18 protein-coding genes are annotated in these 19,171 nt (G+C 71.1%); 10 read left to right on the plus strand and 8 right to left on the minus strand.

The features are described from left to right. Nucleotides 1–27: 27 nt before the first annotated feature. Nucleotides 28–1,353 carry a M20/M25/M40 family metallo-hydrolase gene (locus ABZW60_RS24870; protein WP_355480586.1) on the plus strand — a complete coding sequence of 442 codons (1,326 nt, stop codon included), beginning with the start codon at nucleotides 28–30 and terminating at the stop codon, nucleotides 1,351–1,353. On the opposite strand, the gene ABZW60_RS24875 is transcribed toward ABZW60_RS24870, so the two are convergent. Beyond that, the gene (locus tag ABZW60_RS24875; protein ID WP_355480588.1) at nucleotides 1,350–2,207 is read right to left on the minus strand and encodes a helix-turn-helix transcriptional regulator; all 858 of its coding nucleotides are present in this window, start codon (nucleotides 2,205–2,207) and stop codon (nucleotides 1,350–1,352) included. The genes ABZW60_RS24870 and ABZW60_RS24875 overlap by 4 nt on opposite strands. Nucleotides 2,208–2,292: 85 nt before the next feature. Between ABZW60_RS24875 and ABZW60_RS24880 the strand changes: the two genes are divergently transcribed. From ABZW60_RS24880 to ABZW60_RS24905, 6 genes are all read left to right on the plus strand, one after another. Beyond that, nucleotides 2,293–3,090, plus strand: coding sequence for an SDR family oxidoreductase (locus ABZW60_RS24880; RefSeq protein WP_355480590.1), 798 nt, complete (start codon nucleotides 2,293–2,295; stop codon nucleotides 3,088–3,090). Nucleotides 3,091–3,206: 116 nt separating this feature from the next. Then, on the plus strand, nucleotides 3,207–3,575 hold the full coding sequence (locus ABZW60_RS24885) for a response regulator transcription factor (RefSeq protein ID WP_355480592.1): 369 nt from the start codon (nucleotides 3,207–3,209) through the stop codon (nucleotides 3,573–3,575). A 199-nt stretch (nucleotides 3,576–3,774) separates the two neighbouring features. Continuing rightward, on the plus strand, nucleotides 3,775–4,875 hold the full coding sequence (locus ABZW60_RS24890) for a substrate-binding domain-containing protein (RefSeq protein ID WP_355480594.1): 1,101 nt from the start codon (nucleotides 3,775–3,777) through the stop codon (nucleotides 4,873–4,875). A gap of 64 nt (nucleotides 4,876–4,939) precedes the next feature. Further along, the gene (locus tag ABZW60_RS24895) at nucleotides 4,940–5,722 is read left to right on the plus strand and encodes an ATP-binding cassette domain-containing protein (RefSeq protein ID WP_355480596.1); all 783 of its coding nucleotides are present in this window, start codon (nucleotides 4,940–4,942) and stop codon (nucleotides 5,720–5,722) included. Then, entirely contained in the window at nucleotides 5,719–6,993 is a 1,275-nt protein-coding gene (locus tag ABZW60_RS24900; protein ID WP_355480598.1) for an ABC transporter permease, read from the plus strand. Before ABZW60_RS24895 ends, ABZW60_RS24900 begins: the two co-directional genes overlap by 4 nt. Before the next feature lie 160 nt (nucleotides 6,994–7,153). Continuing rightward, the gene (locus ABZW60_RS24905; protein ID WP_355480600.1) at nucleotides 7,154–7,711 is read left to right on the plus strand and encodes a sigma-70 family RNA polymerase sigma factor; all 558 of its coding nucleotides are present in this window, start codon (nucleotides 7,154–7,156) and stop codon (nucleotides 7,709–7,711) included. A gap of 24 nt (nucleotides 7,712–7,735) precedes the next feature. On the opposite strand, the gene ABZW60_RS24910 is transcribed toward ABZW60_RS24905, so the two are convergent. Continuing rightward, a complete protein-coding gene (locus tag ABZW60_RS24910; protein WP_355480602.1) occupies nucleotides 7,736–9,184 on the minus strand; it encodes an MFS transporter in 1,449 nt (482 codons plus the stop codon). Between the two features lie 139 nt (nucleotides 9,185–9,323). Here ABZW60_RS24910 and ABZW60_RS24915 point away from each other — a divergent pair, with 139 nt between their 5' ends. Continuing rightward, the gene (locus tag ABZW60_RS24915) at nucleotides 9,324–10,019 is read left to right on the plus strand and encodes a response regulator transcription factor (RefSeq protein ID WP_355480604.1); all 696 of its coding nucleotides are present in this window, start codon (nucleotides 9,324–9,326) and stop codon (nucleotides 10,017–10,019) included. 4 nt (nucleotides 10,020–10,023) lie between these two features. On the opposite strand, the gene ABZW60_RS24920 is transcribed toward ABZW60_RS24915, so the two are convergent. Continuing rightward, complete coding sequence (locus ABZW60_RS24920) at nucleotides 10,024–10,392, minus strand: response regulator transcription factor (RefSeq protein WP_355480605.1); 369 nt, start codon at nucleotides 10,390–10,392, stop codon at nucleotides 10,024–10,026. Between the two features lie 96 nt (nucleotides 10,393–10,488). Here ABZW60_RS24920 and ABZW60_RS24925 point away from each other — a divergent pair, with 96 nt between their 5' ends. Further along, nucleotides 10,489–12,456, plus strand: coding sequence for a GAF domain-containing protein (locus tag ABZW60_RS24925; RefSeq protein WP_355480607.1), 1,968 nt, complete (start codon nucleotides 10,489–10,491; stop codon nucleotides 12,454–12,456). Between the two features lie 18 nt (nucleotides 12,457–12,474). Here ABZW60_RS24925 and ABZW60_RS24930 read toward each other — a convergent pair whose 3' ends face one another. Beyond that, the gene (locus ABZW60_RS24930; protein ID WP_355480609.1) at nucleotides 12,475–14,916 is read right to left on the minus strand and encodes a glycosyl hydrolase; all 2,442 of its coding nucleotides are present in this window, start codon (nucleotides 14,914–14,916) and stop codon (nucleotides 12,475–12,477) included. A gap of 78 nt (nucleotides 14,917–14,994) precedes the next feature. After that, a complete protein-coding gene (locus ABZW60_RS24935) occupies nucleotides 14,995–15,855 on the minus strand; it encodes a LysR family transcriptional regulator (RefSeq protein ID WP_355480611.1) in 861 nt (286 codons plus the stop codon). A gap of 73 nt (nucleotides 15,856–15,928) precedes the next feature. Here ABZW60_RS24935 and ABZW60_RS24940 point away from each other — a divergent pair, with 73 nt between their 5' ends. Then, nucleotides 15,929–17,113, plus strand: a complete 1,185-nt coding sequence (locus ABZW60_RS24940; protein ID WP_355480612.1) for an MFS transporter — start codon at nucleotides 15,929–15,931, stop codon at nucleotides 17,111–17,113. Here ABZW60_RS24940 and ABZW60_RS24945 read toward each other — a convergent pair. Genes ABZW60_RS24945 through ABZW60_RS24955 form a run of 3 tightly spaced genes read right to left on the minus strand, consistent with a single transcriptional unit; the run spans nucleotide 17,110 to nucleotide 19,167 of the window. After that, complete coding sequence (locus ABZW60_RS24945) at nucleotides 17,110–17,928, minus strand: ABC transporter permease (protein WP_355480614.1); 819 nt, start codon at nucleotides 17,926–17,928, stop codon at nucleotides 17,110–17,112. The two genes, ABZW60_RS24940 and ABZW60_RS24945, sit on opposite strands and share 4 nt — an antisense overlap. After that, nucleotides 17,888–18,706 carry an ATP-binding cassette domain-containing protein gene (locus ABZW60_RS24950; RefSeq protein ID WP_355480616.1) on the minus strand — a complete coding sequence of 273 codons (819 nt, stop codon included), beginning with the start codon at nucleotides 18,704–18,706 and terminating at the stop codon, nucleotides 17,888–17,890. Before ABZW60_RS24950 ends, ABZW60_RS24945 begins: the two co-directional genes overlap by 41 nt. Beyond that, nucleotides 18,703–19,167 (minus strand): MarR family transcriptional regulator, encoded by a 465-nt coding sequence (locus tag ABZW60_RS24955; RefSeq protein WP_355480617.1) that lies wholly within the window; start codon nucleotides 19,165–19,167, stop codon nucleotides 18,703–18,705. The genes ABZW60_RS24950 and ABZW60_RS24955 overlap by 4 nt, the downstream gene beginning before the upstream one ends. Nucleotides 19,168–19,171: the final 4 nt, after the last annotated feature.

Raw genomic sequence — 19,171 nt, forward strand, 5'->3', positions numbered from 1 at the left:
AACCACGGGTGGGGGAGGATGGGCCCCATGACGACCTCCAGTGACCGTACGTCGTACGCCGCCGACGCCGAGGTGGTGGAGCTCTGCAGCGAACTGATCCGGATCGACACCACGAACTACGGCAACGGCAAGAGCAACGGCGAGCGCGTGGCCGCGGAGTACGTCGCGGCGAAGCTGGACGAGGTCGGGATCGAGTCGACGATCTACGAGTCGGAGCCGGGCCGCGCGACGCTGGTCGCCCATTGGGACGGTGCGGACCAGAGTGCGGACCCGCTGCTCGTCCACGGGCACCTCGACGTCGTGCCGGCGGACCCGAAGGACTGGAAGGTCGACCCGTTCGCCGGGGAGATCTTCGACGGGTGCGTGTGGGGCCGCGGCGCGGTCGACATGAAGGACTTCGACGCGATGGTGCTGTCCGTCGTGCGCGCCCGGCAGCGGGCCGGCGTGAAGCCGCGGCGGCCGGTCCGGCTCGTGTTCACAGCCGACGAGGAGGCCGGCGGGGTGTACGGCGCCCAGTGGCTGATCAACAACCACCCGGACACGATCGCCGACTGCACCGAGGGCATCGGCGAGGTCGGCGGGTTCTCGGTCACGATCAAGGACGACCTGCGGCTGTACCTGATCGAGACCGCCGAGAAGGGTATGAACTGGATGCGGCTCAAGGCCCGCGGTACGGCGGGGCACGGGTCGATGGTGAACACCGACAACGCGGTCACCAACCTGGTCGAGGCGGTCACCCGGATCGGCTCGCACGAGTGGCCGCTGCGCGTGACGCCGACGGTCCGCGAGTTCCTGAAGGCGCTCGAGGAGGTGCTCGGGGTCGAGCTCGACCCGGACGACATGACCTCGACGCTGGCGAAGCTGGGCAGCTTCAGCCGGATGTTCGGCGCCACCATCCGCAACACCGCGAACCCGACGATGCTGAACGCCGGCTACAAGGTGAACGTGATCCCGGGCGACGCCGAGGCGCACATCGACGGGCGGTTCCTGCCCGGGTACGAGGACGAGTTCTACGCCACCATCGACGAGCTGCTCGGCGACAAGGTGCAGCGCGAGACCGTCGTCACCGACATCGCGCTGGAGACCGAGTTCAGCGGCGGTCTGGTCGAGGCGATGAAGGCGTGCGTCCGGGCCGAGGACCCGCAGAGCCGGTTCGCGCCGCTGCTGATGTCGGGTGGTACGGACGCCAAGTCGTGGAGCCGGCTCGGCGTGCGCTGCTTCGGGTTCGTGCCGCTGCAGCTGCCGCCGGACCTGGACTTCATGGGCATGTTCCACGGCATCGACGAGCGGGTGCCGACGTCGGCGCTGGAGTTCGGGTCGCGGGTCCTCGACCGCTTCCTGGATGAGGCCTAACCCCCCGGTCGGGCGCTGACGCCCTCGACTCCGATGACGTTCAGGAGGGCGAGCGCCTCGGCGTCGCGGGAGCCTGCCGGCGCGCTGTAGAGCACGAGGTGCTGGTCGCGGTCGGTGAGAGCGAGCGAGTCGCAGTCGACGGTGATCTCCCCGACGGCCGGGTGCCGGAAGGTCTTCGTGAGCATCGGCGCGGCCTGTACGTCGTGCCGGTCCCACAGCCGGGCGAACTCGGGACTGCCGTCGTACAGGTCGTCGACCAGGCCGGTGATGCCGGGGTCGGTGGGATAGCGGGTCAGAGTCGTTCGAAGCTCCATCACGACGTGGTGCCGGAACTCGGCGGCGTCGGAGACCCCGTACAAGCTGCCGTCCACCTTCCGCGAGCCGAGGAACGCGCGCCGCGCGAGATTGCGCTCCAGGGGACCGAGAACCGAGAAGTCCTCCATGAGCGCGGCCGCCAGCTCGTTCCAGGCGAGCACCTCGAAGGCAGCGGATGTCACGAACGCGGCCGTCTGCGGCAGGCGTTCCAGCAGGGCGAGGATGCTGGGGCGGACGTCGCGTCGATGCAGTCCGGTGCGACTCGGCGCCGTACCTGCGAGAGCGTGGAGGTGGTCGGACTCGACGTCGGTGAGCCGCAGGGCGCCGGCGATCCCGGCGAGAACCTCCCCGGAGGGCCTCGGCGCGCGTCCCTGCTCGAGGCGGACGTAGTACTCCGTGGAGATGTGAGCGAGCACCGCGACCTCCTCGCGGCGAAGGCCTGGGGTCCGGCGGCGTGGGCCTGACGGCAGGCCGAGGTCCTCGGGCCGCAGCCGCTCGCGGCGGGTGCGGAGGAACGCGCCGAGCTCCTGCTTGTCCATGCATCCAGTGTGCAGGTCGTGGGCCGGCGGATCCTGGTACCAGCTGTGCCTGTCTGGCGTCCGGCGCCCGCCGGACAGTGGAGTCATGACAACAACCACCGACACTGTTCCAACTCCCGGTCAGGCTCCGGCAGGCCTGCTCGCCGGCAAGGTCGTCTTCATCACCGGCGCGAGTCGCGGCATCGGCGAGGCAGCAGCGCATCTGTTCGCCGCTGAGGGCGCCGCGGTCGTCCTCGGCGCCCGCAGTACCGGCGCCCTCGACCGGATCGTCAGCGCGATCCGCGCCGAAGGTGGCGTTGCGGACGCCACGCCGCTGGATCTCGCCGACCGGTCGAGTATCCGCGCCGCGGTCGATCGGGTCGCGCGGTTGCACGGCCGGCTCGACGGTGCGTTCAACAACGGCGCGGCCGGGCAGCGCCGTCCCGGCGCGCTGGACACGCTCGAGGACGAGGTCGTCGAGGAGCAGTTCGTGGTCAACTTCCACGCGCACTGGATCGCGATGACCGCCGAGGCCGCGTTGATGCGTTCCGGCGGCGCGATCGTGAACACCTCGAGTATCGGGAGCAGGCGGGCCAACCCGATGCTCCCGGCGTACGGCGCGATGAAGCGTGCGCTGAACAGCATCACCGAATCCGCGGCCGTCACCTGGGCACCGCGCGGGATCCGGGTGAACGGCATCACGCCCGGCGGCACCAGCACGGAGATGATGGACGCGTGGGAGGCGGCGACGCCCGGGACCATCGACCGGATCACCGCCGCCATCCCGCTCGGCCGGATGGCCACCCCGCGCGAGGTCGCCGAGGTGGCGGCCTGGCTCCTCAGCGACCGCGCCTCCATGGTCACCGGAGCCATCGTCCCCGTCGACGGCGGCGCCGGCGCCTGACCCTCGCGCCGGCGATCCGGGCGGGGCACTCGCTGTCAGTTGGCTGACACCAGCGGTTGCCAGAACTCCCGCTAGCAGGAATGCTCCGCGCGTCCTCGCGGTGTGAGGGTTGGGGGATGGTGAGCTGCCTGATCGTGGACGACAACGCCGGATTCCTGGCAGCGGCAGCTCGCTTGTTGCAAGGGCAGGGGCTCGACGTCCTGGCGACGGCGCGCAGCGGTGCCGAGGCGATGCGCCTCGCGGCGGAGCTGCGGCCCGATGTCGTCCTGATGGACATCGACCTCGGCGGCGAGAGCGGCTTCGAGCTGGCCGCCCGGCTCTGCGGGGGAGTGCGGTCCGCCGGCCCGCCGGTCGTCCTCATCTCGACCCACGCCGAGCAGGACTACCGCGACCTGATCGCCGCCAGTCCCGCCGCCGGCTTCGTGGCCAAGGCCGACCTGTCCGCCGCGGCGATCGTCGGCCTGCTCGGCCGCCCGTACCACTGATCGTTGCCCACGGCCCAGATCGTTTGAGGCCGGCACGTCCGCGGCCCGTACCCGTCGGCGGGTACGGGCCGCGTCGTTGCAGATGCCGGGCAGCCGTCGTTCCCACCAGCGGGAAGCCAAGATGGGCGCTCGCGGCGACGCCCTGCCGGCCCCCGGGCGCGGATCCTGAGCTGGACCAAGGCTTAGGAAGGACGCACCGATGCGAACGACATTCCGAACCGTACTGGCGACGACCGGGCTCACCGGTCTCCTGCTGGCCGGCCTGACCGCCTGCGGGAGCAACGACAGCAACTCCTCGGGCAGTACGGCGCAGGCCAACACCAAGGTCGGCATCCTGTTGCCCGACACCGCGTCGTCGCCGCGCTGGGTCTCGGCAGACCCGACCGAGCTGCGGCAGCAGTGCGCCGATCACAAGCTCACCTGCTACATCGACAACGCGAACGGCAGCGCGACCACGCAGCAGTCGCAGGCCCAGGCCTTGATCAACGCCGGTGTCGGCGTCCTGATGGTCGTGAACCTCGACCCCGGATCCGGCAAGGCGATCGAGGCGCTGGCGCAGCAGCACAACGTGGTGACGATCGACTACGACCGGCTGACCACCGGCGGCTCCGCGTCGTACTACGTCTCGTACGACAACGTGAAGGTCGGCGAGGACCAGGGCAAGGCGCTGGCCGCCTGCCCGCAGGTCAAGGGCAAGAGCACCGTCGGGTACGTCGAGATCGACGGCGCCGCCACCGACAACAACGCGACGCAGTTCGCGCAGGGGTACAACTCGGTGCTGTCCAAGCAACCCGGTTGGACCAAGCTCGCGGACCAGAGCGGCAACTGGGACGCCGCCACCGCGCAGACCGTGTTCACGACGATGCTCGGTCAGCACCCCGGCCTGAACGCCGTGATGGTTGCCAACGACACCATGGCGCAGTCGGTGATCAACGTGCTGAAGGCGCAGGGGCTGGCGGGCAAGGTCGCTGTCTCCGGACAGGACGCCACCGCCGGCGGCCTCGACAACGTGATGGCCGGAACCCAGTGCTTCACGGTGTACAAGCCGGTCGCCGGTGAGGCGGTCGTGGCGGTCGACCTGGCCGCGAAGATCCTGGCGGGCCAGAAGCCGGCCGCGCCGACGACGGTCAAGGACCCGGCCACCGGCCGGGAGGTCCCGGCGTACCTCGCCGACCCGACGGTCATCACGAAGGCGAACGTCGCCCGGCCCGTGGACGACGGCTACGTGACCGCCGCGGCCGTGTGCCCCACCCCCGCGCTCGCGAAGTTGTGCGCGGCCAACGGCATCAAGGTGCCGTGATCCACACCAGTCTGCGGGGCCGGCCGGACGGCCGGCCCCGCGTTCAACAGAACAGGTGGCAGCTATGACCCTTCATCCCACGCTGGAGTTGCGTGGCGTCGACAAGTCGTTCGGGCCGGTGCACGTTCTGACGGCGGTGGACTTCACCGCCGCCGCGGGCGAGGTGACCGCACTGGTCGGGGACAACGGCGCCGGCAAGTCGACGCTGGTCAAGTGCATCGGCGGTATCCATCGCATCGACGCCGGCCGGCTGCTCGTCGACGGTACGCCGCGGACCGTCGACGATCCGCGGGAGGCCGCGCGGCTCGGCATCGAGATCGTGCACCAGGACCTCGCGCTGTGCGACAACCTGGACATCGTCCAGAACATGTTCCTCGGCCGGGAGCGAGTCTCCCGGCTGCGGACCCTGGACGAGAACGGGATGGAGAAGCTGGCGCGACAGACGCTGGCTTCGTTGTCCGTCCGGACGGTGCACTCGGTCCGTCAGCGGGTGTCGAGCCTGTCCGGTGGCCAACGGCAGACCGTCGCGATCGCCAAGTCCGTCCTGTGGCAGTCCAAGGTCGTCGTCCTGGACGAGCCGACCGCGGCGCTCGGTGTGGCGCAGACCGCGCAGGTACTCGATCTGGTCCGCCGGCTGGCCGACCAGGGCGTCGCGGTGATCCTGGTGTCGCACAACATGAACGACGTGATGAAGGTCGCCGACTCGATCGGCGTCCTGTTCCTCGGGCGGATGGCGGCCCAGGTGAGACGGCGCGACGTCACCCAGACCCAGGTGGTCGAGCTGATCACCACCGGCCGTACGGGCGATCTCGGCCTGTCGGAGCAGGCGTCCGGAGCGGCCGTATGAGCGTCCGGACCGGCGATGTCACCGAGCAGTACCAACCGGAACGCGGCGAGCCGTCGTCCCTGATCGCCTACGCCCGGCAGTACCTGGCCCGGGTGCGCGGCGGCGAGCTCGGCTCGCTCCCCGCCCTCGCCGGTCTGATCGTGATCACCGGCGTCTTCGCAATCGTGCACCAGGGCTTCCTGAGCGCGTACAACCTCGAGGCGCTGGTGATCCAGGCCGCGCCGATCATCGTGATGGCGATGGGCCTGATCTTCGTCCTGCTGCTCGGCGAGATCGACCTGTCCGCCGGTACGACGGGCGGGCTGTGCTCGGCGATCCTCGCGGTACTGATCCTGCGGCACGGCGTGAGCTGGTGGCCGGCGCTCCTGATCGGACTGGTCGCCGGTGTCGGGATCGGGCTGGGCATGGGCTGGTTGCGTGCGCGGGTCGGCATCCCGTCGTTCGTCATCACGCTCGCGACGTTCCTGGCCTTCCAGGGGATCACCCTGATCCTGGTCGGTGGCCAGGGATCGGTGAACCTTCCCGACGGTTCGCCGCTGATCGAACTCGAGAACAGCTTCGTTCCGTTGTGGCTCGGATGGACCTTGCTCGCGGTGTTCGTGGCGGGGTACGCCGGGATCAAGGTGAACGACGTCCTCGGTCGCCGTCGCGACGGGCTCAGCCATCCGCCGCTGGCGGTCATCGCCGCCAAGGTCGTCGTGGTGGCCGCGCTCGGCGCATTGTTCACCTACGAGATGGGGGTCAACCGGAACCTGTCGACGAACGCGTTCTTCGCGAACAAGGCGCAGGGCATGCCGTGGGTCGTCGTACTGCTGGTACTGCTGTACGTCGCGTGGCACTTCGTGCTGACCAGGACCAGGTACGGACGGCACCTGTTCGCGGTCGGCGGCAACGAGGAAGCCGCGCGGCGCGCCGGCGTCGTCGTGTCCCGGATCCGGATCTCGGCCTTCGCGATCTGCTCCGGTATGGCGGCCGTCTCCGGCGTGGTCGCGGCGTCGCTGCTGCAGTCCGTCCAGTCCAACGCCGGCGCCGGGAACACGCTGCTGCTGGCGGTCGGCGCCGCGGTCATCGGCGGTACGTCGCTGTTCGGCGGGCACGGCCGCGTGATCGACGCCGTCCTCGGCGGCCTGGTCGTCGCCGTCATCACCAACGGCATGAGCGACCTCATCCAGGGAGCGAACTCCGCAGGGTACGAGTGGGTCGTCACCGGCGCCGTCCTGCTGCTCGCCGCCGGTTTCGACGCGGTCGTACGCCGCGGACGCGCAGGGTAGTCGCGCTGTCCCCGACCGGGCCGGACCTCAGGGTCCGGCCCGGTTCGTCGTCTGCACGGATGTTCCTGCCAGCAGGTATGCCGGGTTTCCCGGCAGCCGGTTCCGGGGTTGGGTGCTCACGGCGACGCCGCGGCCGGTGATCCGGCCGATTCTTGCTGGTATGGAGATCCCGCACCGTACCCCGCACCGCGCCGAAGAGCTGAGGCACCGCTTCGAAGCCGAGGTCCTGCCGCTGCGCCCCCGGTTGTACTTCGCCGCGCTGCGGCTGGCCGGGAACCCCACCGACGCCGAGGACCTGCTGCAGGAGATGTATCTGCGCGCCTACCGGGGGTTCGGCCGGTTCGAAGCCGGTTCGAACCTGAACGCCTGGCTGCACCGGATTCTGCGCAACGCCTTCATCAACGGCTACCGGCAGCGCCGGCGCGGCCCGATCGTGGTCCCCGAGGACCCGACGCCGGACTCGAGGATCGCCCACGCGCAGGTCGAGCTGTCCGCGGAGGCTGTCGTGATCGACGCCCTCCTGGACGAGCGCCTGCAGGACGCCCTGTGGTCCCTGCCCGAACGGTACCGCCGCGTCGTCCTGCTCCATGACGTCGACGGTTTCAGCTACCGCGAGATCGCGGGCATCGTCGACATCCCCCTGGGAACGGTCATGTCCCGCCTTCACCGCGGCCACAAGGCCCTCCGCGAACAGCTCCGGCCCGCGGCAGCGGCCTGACCTCCTCCGTGAACGGGGTGGTCGTCACGCCTTCGAGTAGTGGGCGTGCAGCAGGTCCGCGGTGGCGATGGCGAGGGCTGCGAGCATCAGGGTGGCGGCGAACAGAATCGTGTCCGACACCGTGATCGCGTAGTCATGGCGCGAGTTGGTGAGGATCCGGTAGAACGTGGTCGCCAGCACCGCGGTGCCGATGGCGCCGCCGACGCGCTGCGCGGTCTGGAGCGCTCCGCCGGCCGCTCCTGCCATGCGTACGGGAACGTTCTCCAGGCTGAGCGTGAGGTTCGGCGAGGTGACGAGCCCGCCGCCGACCCCAGCTACCAGGAGTGGCGCGGCAACCACCCACGCGGCCCCGTCGCCGCCGTGATGACGTAGCAGCAGCGCAGTGCCGGCCAGCCCGACCGTCGTCGCGACGAGGCCTGTGACCGTCAGTACGCGGCCGAGGCGGTTCACGAATCGTCCGGCGACAGCCGCCGACGTGGCGACGCCGAGGGCGAAAGGAGTCACTGCCAGACCGGAGCGAAGCGGCGAGTACCCGAGCCCGTCCTGGAAGAAGAGGGCCAGTACGAGCCAGATCCCGGTGAAGCCGATGAAGTAGACCATGCCGATGAGCGACCCTGTGACGTACCCGGGCGTGTGCGCGAGTCTCGGGTCGAGGACAGGCACCTTCTCACGACGTACGGTGCGGCCTTCCCACCAGGCGAACGAGGCGAGCAGGAACACCGCGACGACGAAGAGCCCCCAGTCATGGGTGAAGCCTTTGCTCTCGGCATCGACCAGCGGCAGCAGCAGGCTCAGCACCCCGGCGCCGAGCAGAGCACTTCCGACGAGATCCAGCTCGACCCGGCCGTGGCCGCCCGGGCCGGCCGGCAACAGTCTGACGGCGAGTGCGAGCGCCAGCAGTCCGATCGGAACGTTGACGTAGAAGACCCACCGCCACGCCTCCGGCGCGGACACCACTGTGATGATCAGCCCGCCGACCACCGGACCGGTGGCGGTGGCGAGCCCGACGGTCGTACCGAGAACGCCGAACGCCCGGCCTCGTTCGCTGCCGTCGAAGAGCTCCTGGATGAGTCCGGTGTTCTGTGGGATGAGCAGCCCGCCGGCGACGCCCTGAAGGATCCGGGCGGCGATCAGCAGCTCGATCGTCGGTGCTGCGCCCGTCATCGCACTGGTGACCACGAACGCCGCGAGGGCGACCATGAACATCCGCCGCCGGCCGAACGCGTCGCCGAGCCGTCCGGCCGGAACCAGCGCCAGCCCGAAGGCCAGCGCATAGCCCGAGACGACCCATTGCGCGCTCCCGGCGCCGACGTCGAGACCGCGCTCGATCGACGGCAGGGCCACGTTGACGATGCTGACGTCGAGCAGCGCCATGAAGGCGGCGAGCTGGCTGACGGTCAGTGCCCGCCAGCGTCCGGAGAAGTCCGCCGGAACGGGTGGCCGGCCGATCGTGCGGCGAGTCGGCATCGTCATCATCGGGTCCTCGTCGTGAGATGAACTGTCCGGCTCAAAGCTGCCTCGCGGACGTCGCGTTGTCGCCGTGGACAGTGGCCATCCCGGATTCCTGCTGGCGGGAAACCCCGGTGCTTCGGGAGCAGGCATACTCGATGCCATGACGACCGATCCGCCCGCCACCGATCCGGACAGCGAGGGCGCCGCGGCGGCGCGGGTCCTGCTCGTCGAGGACGATGTGCTGCTCCGCGAAGGGCTGGCCAGCCTGCTCGGCCGGTCGGGATTCGAGATCGCCGGGCAGACCGGTGACAGCGCCTGGATCCTGCCGCTGGTTCGCGACCTGCGGCCGGATCTGGTCGTGATGGACATCCGGATGCCGCCGACCAACACCACCGAAGGACTGGACGCGGCCCGCGAGATCCGCAAGGAGTTCCCGGCGACCGGCATCCTGGTGCTGTCGGCGCACGCCGAGGTCGAGCACGCGATGGAGCTACTGGCCACCGGCGAGAGCATCGGCTACCTGCTGAAGAGCCGGGTGACCGACGTCGAGGAGTTCGTCGACACGTTGCACCGGATCGTCAGGGGCGGCTCGGTGATGGACCCCGCCCTGGTCCAGGAGCTGGTCACCGCCCGCCGCCGCAACGACCCGCTCGCCGAGCTGAGTCCGCGCGAGCGCGAGGTCCTGGCGCTGATGGCCGAGGGCCGGTCGAACGCCGGCATCGCCAAGGCGCTGTGGGTGACCGAGGGCACGGTGGAGAAGCACGTCCGGCACATCCTGGCGAAGCTGAGCCTGCCCGAGACCGAGAACGACCACCGGCGGGTGCTTGCCGTGGTCACGTTCCTCGAGGCCCGCTGAGCCGTCAGGCGGTGCGGCCGAGCACCGCGCGGATCGCGTCGGCCGACAGCCCGGTCTTGGGCAGGAACCCGGCCACCGGGCTGTCCGCGATCAGGTCGGCGAAGTCCTCCTCGGCGTGCGTCGAGATCAGGATCACCGACGACGGCGCCACCCGCGCCTCGCCCGTCAGCCGCCGGACGACGTCGAAGCCGCTCTGCCCGCCGAGGTGGATGTCGACGAGCGTGACGTCCGGCTCGAGCTCCGCGGCGTACCGCAGGGCGTCGTCACCGGTCATCGCCGTCGCGACGACGGCGAGCCCCTCGCGCTCCAGCAGGCCACGGGCGGCCGCCAGGAAGCGGGGGCTGTCGTCGATCAGCAGGCAACGCAACGTCATGGCACCACCATCGCAGCGGCGGGCTCGCCGGACATTGTGGCTAGCTGTACCTTTCGGCGCGGCGCGGGCCTGGTGGCGGGGATGATACTGGCAGGCATGGGTACGACGAATGCTCCGGTCGTGCGCTGGACGGCCAGGGCGCTCGCCAGCCTCGCGATGGTGGCTGTGGTCACCGGTGGTGTGCTGCTGCTCAGGCCGCACGTCGAGGTGCTGAACCTGCTGGTGCTGTACCTGCTGGCCGTCCTGCCGGTCGCGATCCGCTGGGGTGCGCGGCTGGCGGCGTTCACCTCGGTCGTCAGTATCTCGGTGTTCGTCCTGCTGGTGCCGCCCTATGGTTCGCTGCTGGTCGAGGACTCGCGCGAGGCCGTGGCGCTGGCGGTGTTCCTGGTGACCGCGGTTGTCGTGGGCAACCTCGCGGGGCGGTCCCGCCGGTCCGCGCTGGAGTCGGCCAGGCTGACCGAGGAGCAGGCCGCGTTGCGGCGGGTCGCCACTCTGGTCGCGGAGTCGAGCCCGCAGTCGGCCGTCTTCGAGGCAGTCACCCGGGAGGTCGGCGTCCTGTGCGGCGCCGATCTGGCGCGGATGGAGCGCTACGAGCCGGACGGTACGGTCGCCGGTGTGGCGGCGTGGAGCAGGGTCCCCGCCCAGCTCGCCGTCGGCACGCACTTCGCGCTGGACGGGTTGAGCGTCGCTCGCGAGGTCCAGCGAGCCAACGCGCCGGTGCGGCTCGACAGCTTCGAGGGCGCCAAGGGTGAGATCGCGAGCGAGGCGCTGGCGCTCGGGATCCGATCGTCGGTCGGCTGCCCGATCGTCGTCGCCGGCCGCCTGTGGGGCGTGATCGCCGCGTCGACCAGGAGTGACGATCCCTACCCGGAGGACGTCGAGTCGCAGATCGCCAACTTCACCGAACTGGTGGCCACCGCCATCGAGAACGCGGAGGCGCGCAGTGAGCTGCGCCGGGTCGCCGACGAGCAGGCGGCGCTGCGCCGGGTCGCGACGCTGGTGGCGCAAGGCGTCGCACCGGAGCGGGTGTTCGCGGCCGTCGCGCGTGAGGTCGTCGATCTCGTCGGAGCGGACACCGCAGCGGTCCTGCGGGCCGAACCCGACGGTACGGCGACGCTCCTGGCCAGCCACAGTGCGCGTCAGGACGAGCTGCCGCCCGCGGGCACGCGCTGGACGCCCGAACCGCCGTCGCCGATCGCGACGGTGCTCGCCACCGGCGGCTCGGACCGGCTCGACAGCCGGGCTCCCGCGGAGCACCCGGATCTCGTCCGGCTGCTGGGCGTCCGATCGGCGGTCGCCACCGCGATCATCGTGGAAGGCCGGTGCTGGGGCAGCATCAGCGTGGCGTCGCGGCACGACCCGTTCCTGCCCGCCACCGAGCAGCGACTGTCCGAGTTCACCGACCTGGTGGCGACGGCGATCGCGAACGCGGAGGCAAGGACCAAGCTGACCCGGTCCCGTGCCCGCATCGTCGCCACTGCCGACGAGACCCGCCGCCGGATCGAACGAGACCTGCATGACGGGGCCCAGCAACGGCTGGTGTCGCTCGCGCTGAATCTTCGCGGCGCCGAGACCACGGTGCCCCCGGAACTCGAGGACGTGCGCGAGAGCCTCGGCCAGGCGGTCGTGGACCTGCAGGAGGTGCTCGACGAACTGCGGGAGATCTCGCGCGGTATCCACCCGGCGATCCTGTCCGAGGGTGGTCTGGGGCTGGCGTTGCGCGCGCTCGCCCGGCGCTCGGCCATCCCGGTCGAGCTACGCGTCGAAGGCACCACCCGGTATCCGCAGGCGGTCGAGGTGGCGGCGTACTACGTGATCTCCGAGGCGATCACCAACACCACCAAGCACGCCGAGGCGTCGTACGTCGAGGTCACCGTCGAGGAACGTGACGGCGCTCTTCACCTGCGCGTGCGCGACGACGGCGCCGGTGGCGCGGACCTGCGGCGAGGCTCGGGGCTGATCGGACTCCACGACCGCGTCGAGGCCCTGGCGGGCACGATCGTCATCACCAGCGCTACCGGCCAGGGCACGACTATCGAGGTCGCGCTCCCTCTCGGTCCGTAGCGAGCTCACCCGGCATCGTCAGGACGGGGATCGGCGGACGACGACGGGTGCGGTTAGGAGGCCGGAGTTCAGCAGGTCCGCCGCGTGCTCGATGTCCTGGAGGTCGAAGCGGCGGCCGAAGGTGGCGGTGACGTCCTGGGCGCGGGCGAGGAGGTGGTGGTCGGCCGACAGGGCGTTGGCGCCGGTGTTGTGGACGACGATGCGCACGGTGTTGGTGCCGGGCCGCGCGGCGTGGGTGATGTCGACGCGGTACGGCGGCGCCCAGAGCGAGCCGCAGTGCACGTCGTTGACCCAGATGCCGGCGGCCACGCCGACCGGCGGGACGACCATCGCCCGATAGGAGTTGTCCGGAAGGTACGGTTCGGCCTCGGACGGGACGCGTTCGCCGGGACCGAAATCGAGGAACAGGCTGCCGGTGGTCTCGGCAAGGTCCAGCTCCGTACGGTAGGTGGCGGCCCCGGAGTAGGTCGCGAGCGCAGGGTCGTCCTCCCAGCGATGCGGGAGCGTGACCGGACGACTGTCGTTGTCGAAGGCAACCGACCAGTGCCCGTCGACGGTGCCGACGACCTGCTCGGCCGCCGGGACCGACGGCGTTGCGGCGCTGGGAAGCAGGACAGCCGCCTCGTAGGGGTGCAGGATCGCGGTGTCGGCGACGGTCACCTCGTCGGTCAGCGCACTCCAGCGTTCCATCGGCCGGTCGAAGGTCAGCGTGCGGGTCTCGGGGCCGGTGTTGGCGACGAAGTAGAGGTCGCCGTCGTCGAGTCGGCGGTGCACCACCCCGACGTCCTGCTGCGGCGGAATCGGCGGCGGCGGGAGATGGCCGGCGAGGCCGGCGACGTCGGTGATCACCCGTCCGCCGGCCGCCGCGACGGCATCCAGCCAGCGCGCCGCCTCCGGTGGTGTCGTGGTTCCTTCGGGTACGACGACCAGCGGGGCGTCGGCGGGATCCAGTACCGCCAGCGCGTCGTCGTCGATCAGGTCGAAGTCGAGTCCGGCCTCCCGCACGGCACGCGGCACGCTCTCGGGGATCAGCCGGCGCGCGACGCGGTACAGGTTGAGTGGCTCGGCGTGCCCGCGGCGGGCGGCGTACGCGTCCGAGGTCGGGATGTAGATCTTCACCGGCCGCACCGGCGTGCCCTGCTGGAGCAGCCACGACAGCCGGTGCAGGGAGCCGAACAAAGCGGTTGCCGTCGGCCACCAAGGGTTCCGGTCGTCGAGCGCGCCCGCGGCGTAGAAGATCCACCCGACCCCCGGCCCCCCGGACGGTGAGTACGGCCAGCCGTGGCCGATCAGCTGGTTGACGCCGGAGAGGAAATGCTCGTGGGCCTCGCCCTGCAGATCCAGCGGCGTCGCGCGGAACGAGGGGGAGTGGACCCACGTCCACACCTCGGCCGACACGACGTGCCGGCCGTAGATGTTCGCGGCCGACGACGCCCAGCGGGTCTCCGGGATGCGGGTCCAGCCCCACCCCTCGCCCTCGAACAGGTCGGCGTGCCGGTAGCTGCTCATCGTCGCGGGCGGTTCGCCGTAGCTCTGGATCCGGAACGGTACGCCGTACCCGGCCGCCCAGCGCTGGAACACCTTCAGGAAGTTGTCCTCGTACAGCTCCGACAGCGTCCGCCCGAAGTCGATCCGCAACTGCCGTGAGCCGTCGGTGTCGACGAGCAGCTCGTACAGCCGCGGCCGCAGGTCGTACCCGCGCCGCTTCGCGAACTCGTCGAGCATCGCCGGGGTCCAGTCACCGCCGTACACCTCGAGGCTGTCGCAGAACACGGATCCGATCAGCTCAGGTGTCGCGGCCTGCACCAGCGGCTCCGCCACCCGCCGGATGTGCTCCTGAGCCGCGGCGGCCGAATAGTGGTCGAGCGTCAGACCCTCGGCGCCTGCCGCGGCCCGTTTCACGTTCTGCCCGGTCACGCGGGACGTCGCGATCAGCACCTCCCGCGGCTGACCGCCCGCCGGCACATGGATGATCCCGTCCCGCGCCGGCACCTCGACGTACGACGACGGCGCGCCGGCCGACCCGTCGCCGACGTACGCGGCGACGAACTCGTCACCGGGCCAGGCCGCCACGATCGGTACGTCGTACGCCGCCGCGCCGATCTCGCGCCGGTCCCAGTGCAGCTGCCGGGCAGCCAGCGACGGTCCGATGTGCGGCCCGCCGTACGACCAGCCGCTCCCCAGCGTCACGTCGAACCGCAGGCCGAGGCGGCGAGCCGTCCGGGCCGCGTGCCCGACGAGTTCCAGGAACTCCGGCGATCCGAACGGCGCGGTCACCGGCCCCATCGGGTAGACGAACGCGACCTCGGCCCCGCCGAGTCCGGCCGCGGCCATGGCTTCCAGCTCGCGGTCGATCTCGTCTCGCTCGATGGACGGCCCGAACCACCACCAGCGCATCATCGGCCGCGCCTCGGGCGGCGGGTTCCGGAACTGTCGTCGTACGTCGTCGACGGTCGCCATGCTCTTCACCCCACCGCGCCCGGCGACGCGCGGTCAACGCCGGTGACCACTACCGGTCAGATCGTCCCGCCCGGTTCCTTACGACAGGTTCAACGTCGCGCGGAGTTGGGGGAGGTGGGTCATCAGGGGCTGTGGAGCTGTGGGAGCGGTGACGACCGAGAGGGTGAGGCGGTAGTGGAAGGGGGCGGGGGTGAGGTGCTCGCCGGTGCGGAGTTCGGTGGCCAGGGCGCTGCGGGGGACCAGGGCCAGGTGTGAGCTGCGGCGGGCCATGGCGACGGTGGTGCTCAAGGTGACTCCACGACGCGGGATCGCGCCCAGGGCCGCGAGCCGGGAGTGGATGTCCTCGGCGCCGCGGTCGTACGTCGAGAACGCGATCCGGCGGTCCTTCAACGGCCGGCGGCCGCGTCCGGGTGGGCGGGCGCCGGGCGGGACGAACAGGACGAGTTCGTCGCGGCCGACGCGGCGGGACACGGTGCCGCGGGGCAGTGTCATCTGGTCGGCGATCGCGATGAACGCGGCGTCCATGGTGCCCTCGGCGACGCGTTCGACCAGGAAGTGACCGTGGTCGACCTGCTGCTGGATCTCCAGGTCGGGGAGGTCGGCGTCGAGGACCGGGAACAGGATCGGCGCCAGGCTGGCGAACGTCCCGATCACGAGGCGCTGCGTGACCGCCGCCGCGCGGGTGGCGTCGTACACCTCCTCGAGGTGGCCGAGGATGTGGTCGGCGCGGCGGCTCAGCTCGGCGCCGGCCCGGGTGGGGCGGGCGCCGCGGGTGTCGCGCTCGAAGAGCTTGGTGCCGCAGAGCCGTTCGAGCCGGGCGAGCCGCTGCGAGGCGGACGGCTGCGAGATGCGCAGCTCGCGCGCCGCGGTCCCGACGGCGCCGGTGCGGGTGACGGCCTGGACCAGCCGCAGGTCCTCGACCGAGGGTAATGAGGCCATAGGCAGAGCCTATGGCAAGCGGGCAACACTCACTGCCTACCCGCCGGCGGCGGAAACGCCAAGAATTCAAGGCGTGAAGGCGCGATCCGAGGCACTGGTCCTGCTGGCCGGCGGTGGTACGGCGGACTTCGCGTTCCGGATCTCACAGGTCGCGCTGCCGTTGGTCATCCTGCGCGAGACCGGGTCCGTCGCGGCGACCGGACTGGTCGCGGGCGCGGCCGGCGTACCCGTGCTGCTGTCGCCGTGGTGGGCCCGGAAGGCGCGCCAGTGGGTGGACTCCGGGCCGCGGCTCGCGGTCGTGGCCCTGGTGTCGGCGATCGCGCTGGCCTCGGTTCCGGCGGCGGCCGGCCTGGGCATCCTGTCCCCGGAGTGGCTGATCCTGAGCGGGCTGCTGCTCGGCTGCGGCGACGCACTGTCGAACCCGGGGCGCTCGGCGTTGCTCGCCGACACCGGCGACCGGTGGGGCGACGGCCGGGCGGTGCAGTTGCTGACCTGGCAGGACGGACTACGACGGCTCGGGATGCTGATCGGTCCGACCGTCGGAGCGCTCGCGGTGTCGACCGGCCTGACGAACGGACTGCTCTGGATCGAGGCCGCGACCGTCGCCGGCGCCGGAGTCCTGGCGTGCGCGGTGCGGTCCGAACGTGCTCCCGAGGGATTGGCGCCGCCGTCGATCCGCGCGAGCCTGCGAGGACGCAGCGAGGTCGCGTACGGGTGGGTGGTCCGCGGGACGGGATGCGTCACCTGGTTCGCGTTCACGCTCGGCCTGTCGGTCGTCGGTGAGGAACGCGGGCAGCCGGGCATCTACCTGGCCGCGGGCATGACCGGGTACGGCGTGGGCTCGCTCGTCGGGACCGCGGTGTCGCTGGCCGTCGTACGGCGGACCAGGCCGGTCGTGACCGCGTCGTTGGCCTGGGCCTGGAGCGGCTTGTGCTGGGTCGGGATGGGCGTGTGGACGACACCGCCGATGGTCGCCGTGATGGGTGCGTTGTCCGGAGTGACGGTGGTGATCGGGATCGCGGCGATCTCCGTCCTCATCACCCGTACATCCGTCGGGGCCGAGCGGCGCGCGTTGCTCTCCGGCCAGAGCGTCGTCGTGAGCGCCGGCAGCGCGGCCGGGATGCTCGTCGGCGGCCCGATCATCGGCGCGGTGGGCGCCGAGCTCGCGCTGATCGGGTCCGGGCTCGTCACCGCGGCCGTCGCTCTGCTGGTCCTGGTTCGGGTGCAACCCGACGTCCGGGTCCGCCAGGACCTCTAGCGCGCGAGCCGGCCGAGCAGGGCGGCGGCGGCGCAGATGCCGGCGACGGCGGCCGCGATGAGCACCGTGAAGTCGAGCAGGTAGTTGGTCGGCTGGCCGATCAGCAGGCCGCGGAGGGCGCTGACCTCGTACGTGAGCGGATTGGCGTGCGAGAGCGCACGGAGCCAGCCGGGCATGATCTCGACGGGGTAGAGGGCGTTGGACGCGAAGAACAGCGGCATCGTGATCGCCTGGCCGATCCCCATCAGGCGGTCGCGGCGCAGCACCAGCCCGGCGATCGTCATCGACAGGCAGGAGAAGAACGCCGCCCCGAGCACGACGACCGCGAGGACCGCGAGCAGCTTCAGCGGGTTCCAGGTCAGGCTGACGCCGAGCAGCGCGGCGACGACGAGGACGACGATCGCCTGCGAGATCGTGCGGACGCCGGCCGCGAACGCCTTCCCGGCGACCAGCGCCGAGCGCGGGGACGGCGTCACCAGCAGCTTGGTGAGGATCCCGGCGTCACGCTCCCAGATGATCTGGATCCCGTAGAAGATCGCGACGAACAGCGCCGACTGCGCGATGATGCCGGGCGCGAGGTAGTCGAGGTACGGGACGTCGCCGGTCGGGATGGCCCGGATCCGGCTGAACGTCTGGCCGAAGATGACCAGCCACAGGATCGGCTGGATCGCGCGCGTGATCAGCTCGGTCCGGTCGTGCCGCAGCTTCTGCAACTCGACCAGGCAGAACGTGCCGATCCTGGAGAACAGCCGCAGTGCCGCGCGCGGGCGCGAATCAGCCCAGGCGCTGGGCGGTGCGGCGGGTGCCACGGACATCGCGCAGACCTCCCTTCGCCTGACCTTCCAGGCTTTCGCCGGTGTGCTGCCGGAACACGTCCTCGAGGCTCGCGTCGGGACCGAGCGCGGCCTTCAGCTCGGTCGGCGTACCAACGGCCCGCAGCCGGCCGAGGTGCAGCAGAGCGACCCGGTCGCAGAGGATGTCGGCCTCCTCCATGTAGTGCGTGGTCAGCAGCACGGTCATCCCGTACCGCTCCTGCATCTCCTGCACCCGCGCCCACACCGAGTCCCGGGCCACCGGGTCGAGCCCGACGGTCGGCTCGTCCAGCACGAGCAGCGCGGGCCGGTTCACCAGCGCCTGCGCGAGCTCGAGCCGGCGCACCATGCCGCCGGAGTACGTCGATGCGAGCCGGTCGGCCGCATCGGTGAGGTCGACGATCTCCAGGACCTCGGCCACACGCGCGGCCCGCTCCCGCCGCGGTACGTCGAACAGGCGCGCGAACCACGACACGTTCTCGCGGCCGGTGAGCGCGCCCTCGATCGACAGCTGCTGCGGGACGTACCCGAGCATGCGCCGGACCCGCATCGCGTCGGTGCGGACGTCGAGGCCGAAGACCCGGACCGTGCCGGACTGCGGAGGGTAGAGCGTGTTCAGCACGCGCAACGTCGTCGTCTTGCCGGCGCCGTTCGGGCCGAGCAGCCCGAAGCATTCGCCGGGGGAGACGGACAGGTCGAGGTCGTCGACCGCGAGCTGGTCGCCGAAGCGGTGACTGAGGCCCGCCACCGACACCGCGGGCACCGTGGGCTCAGCACTCATACGCGCTCCTTCCTCAGCTGCTCCTCGGGATGCAGACGCTCCGCGAGTGCGGTCAGCACCGGCAAAGCGGAGACCAACGCGTCGCGCTCGGCCGGCGTGAGGTCGTCGAGCACGCCGGAGACCAGCGCCGTACGCCGGTCGCGCCAGGCCTCGACCTGCTCGCGGGCCGGCTCGGTGAGCGTCAGCCGGGCGACACGCCGGTCGGACTCGTCAGGTGTGCGCTGCAGCAGACCGCGCTCGGTGAGCTGCCCGACCAGGGTCGACACCGTGTTCGCGACCAGGCCGAGCTCGGCCGCGGCCTCGGCGACCGAGATGCCCGGGTTGCGGCGCACGGTCCGGACCAGCTCGGCCTGCGAGTCGGTCAGCGCGGACAACGGGAACGGGCGGCCGGCGGAGCGGCGCAGCCGCCGTCGCACGAGCCCGATCGCGGCGATCAGTTCCTCGGCCAGGAGTTCGGTCACGCTC

It is taken from the genome of Kribbella sp. NPDC003557 (genome assembly GCF_040610805.1).
In the GTDB taxonomy this organism is placed as follows: domain Bacteria; phylum Actinomycetota; class Actinomycetes; order Propionibacteriales; family Kribbellaceae; genus Kribbella.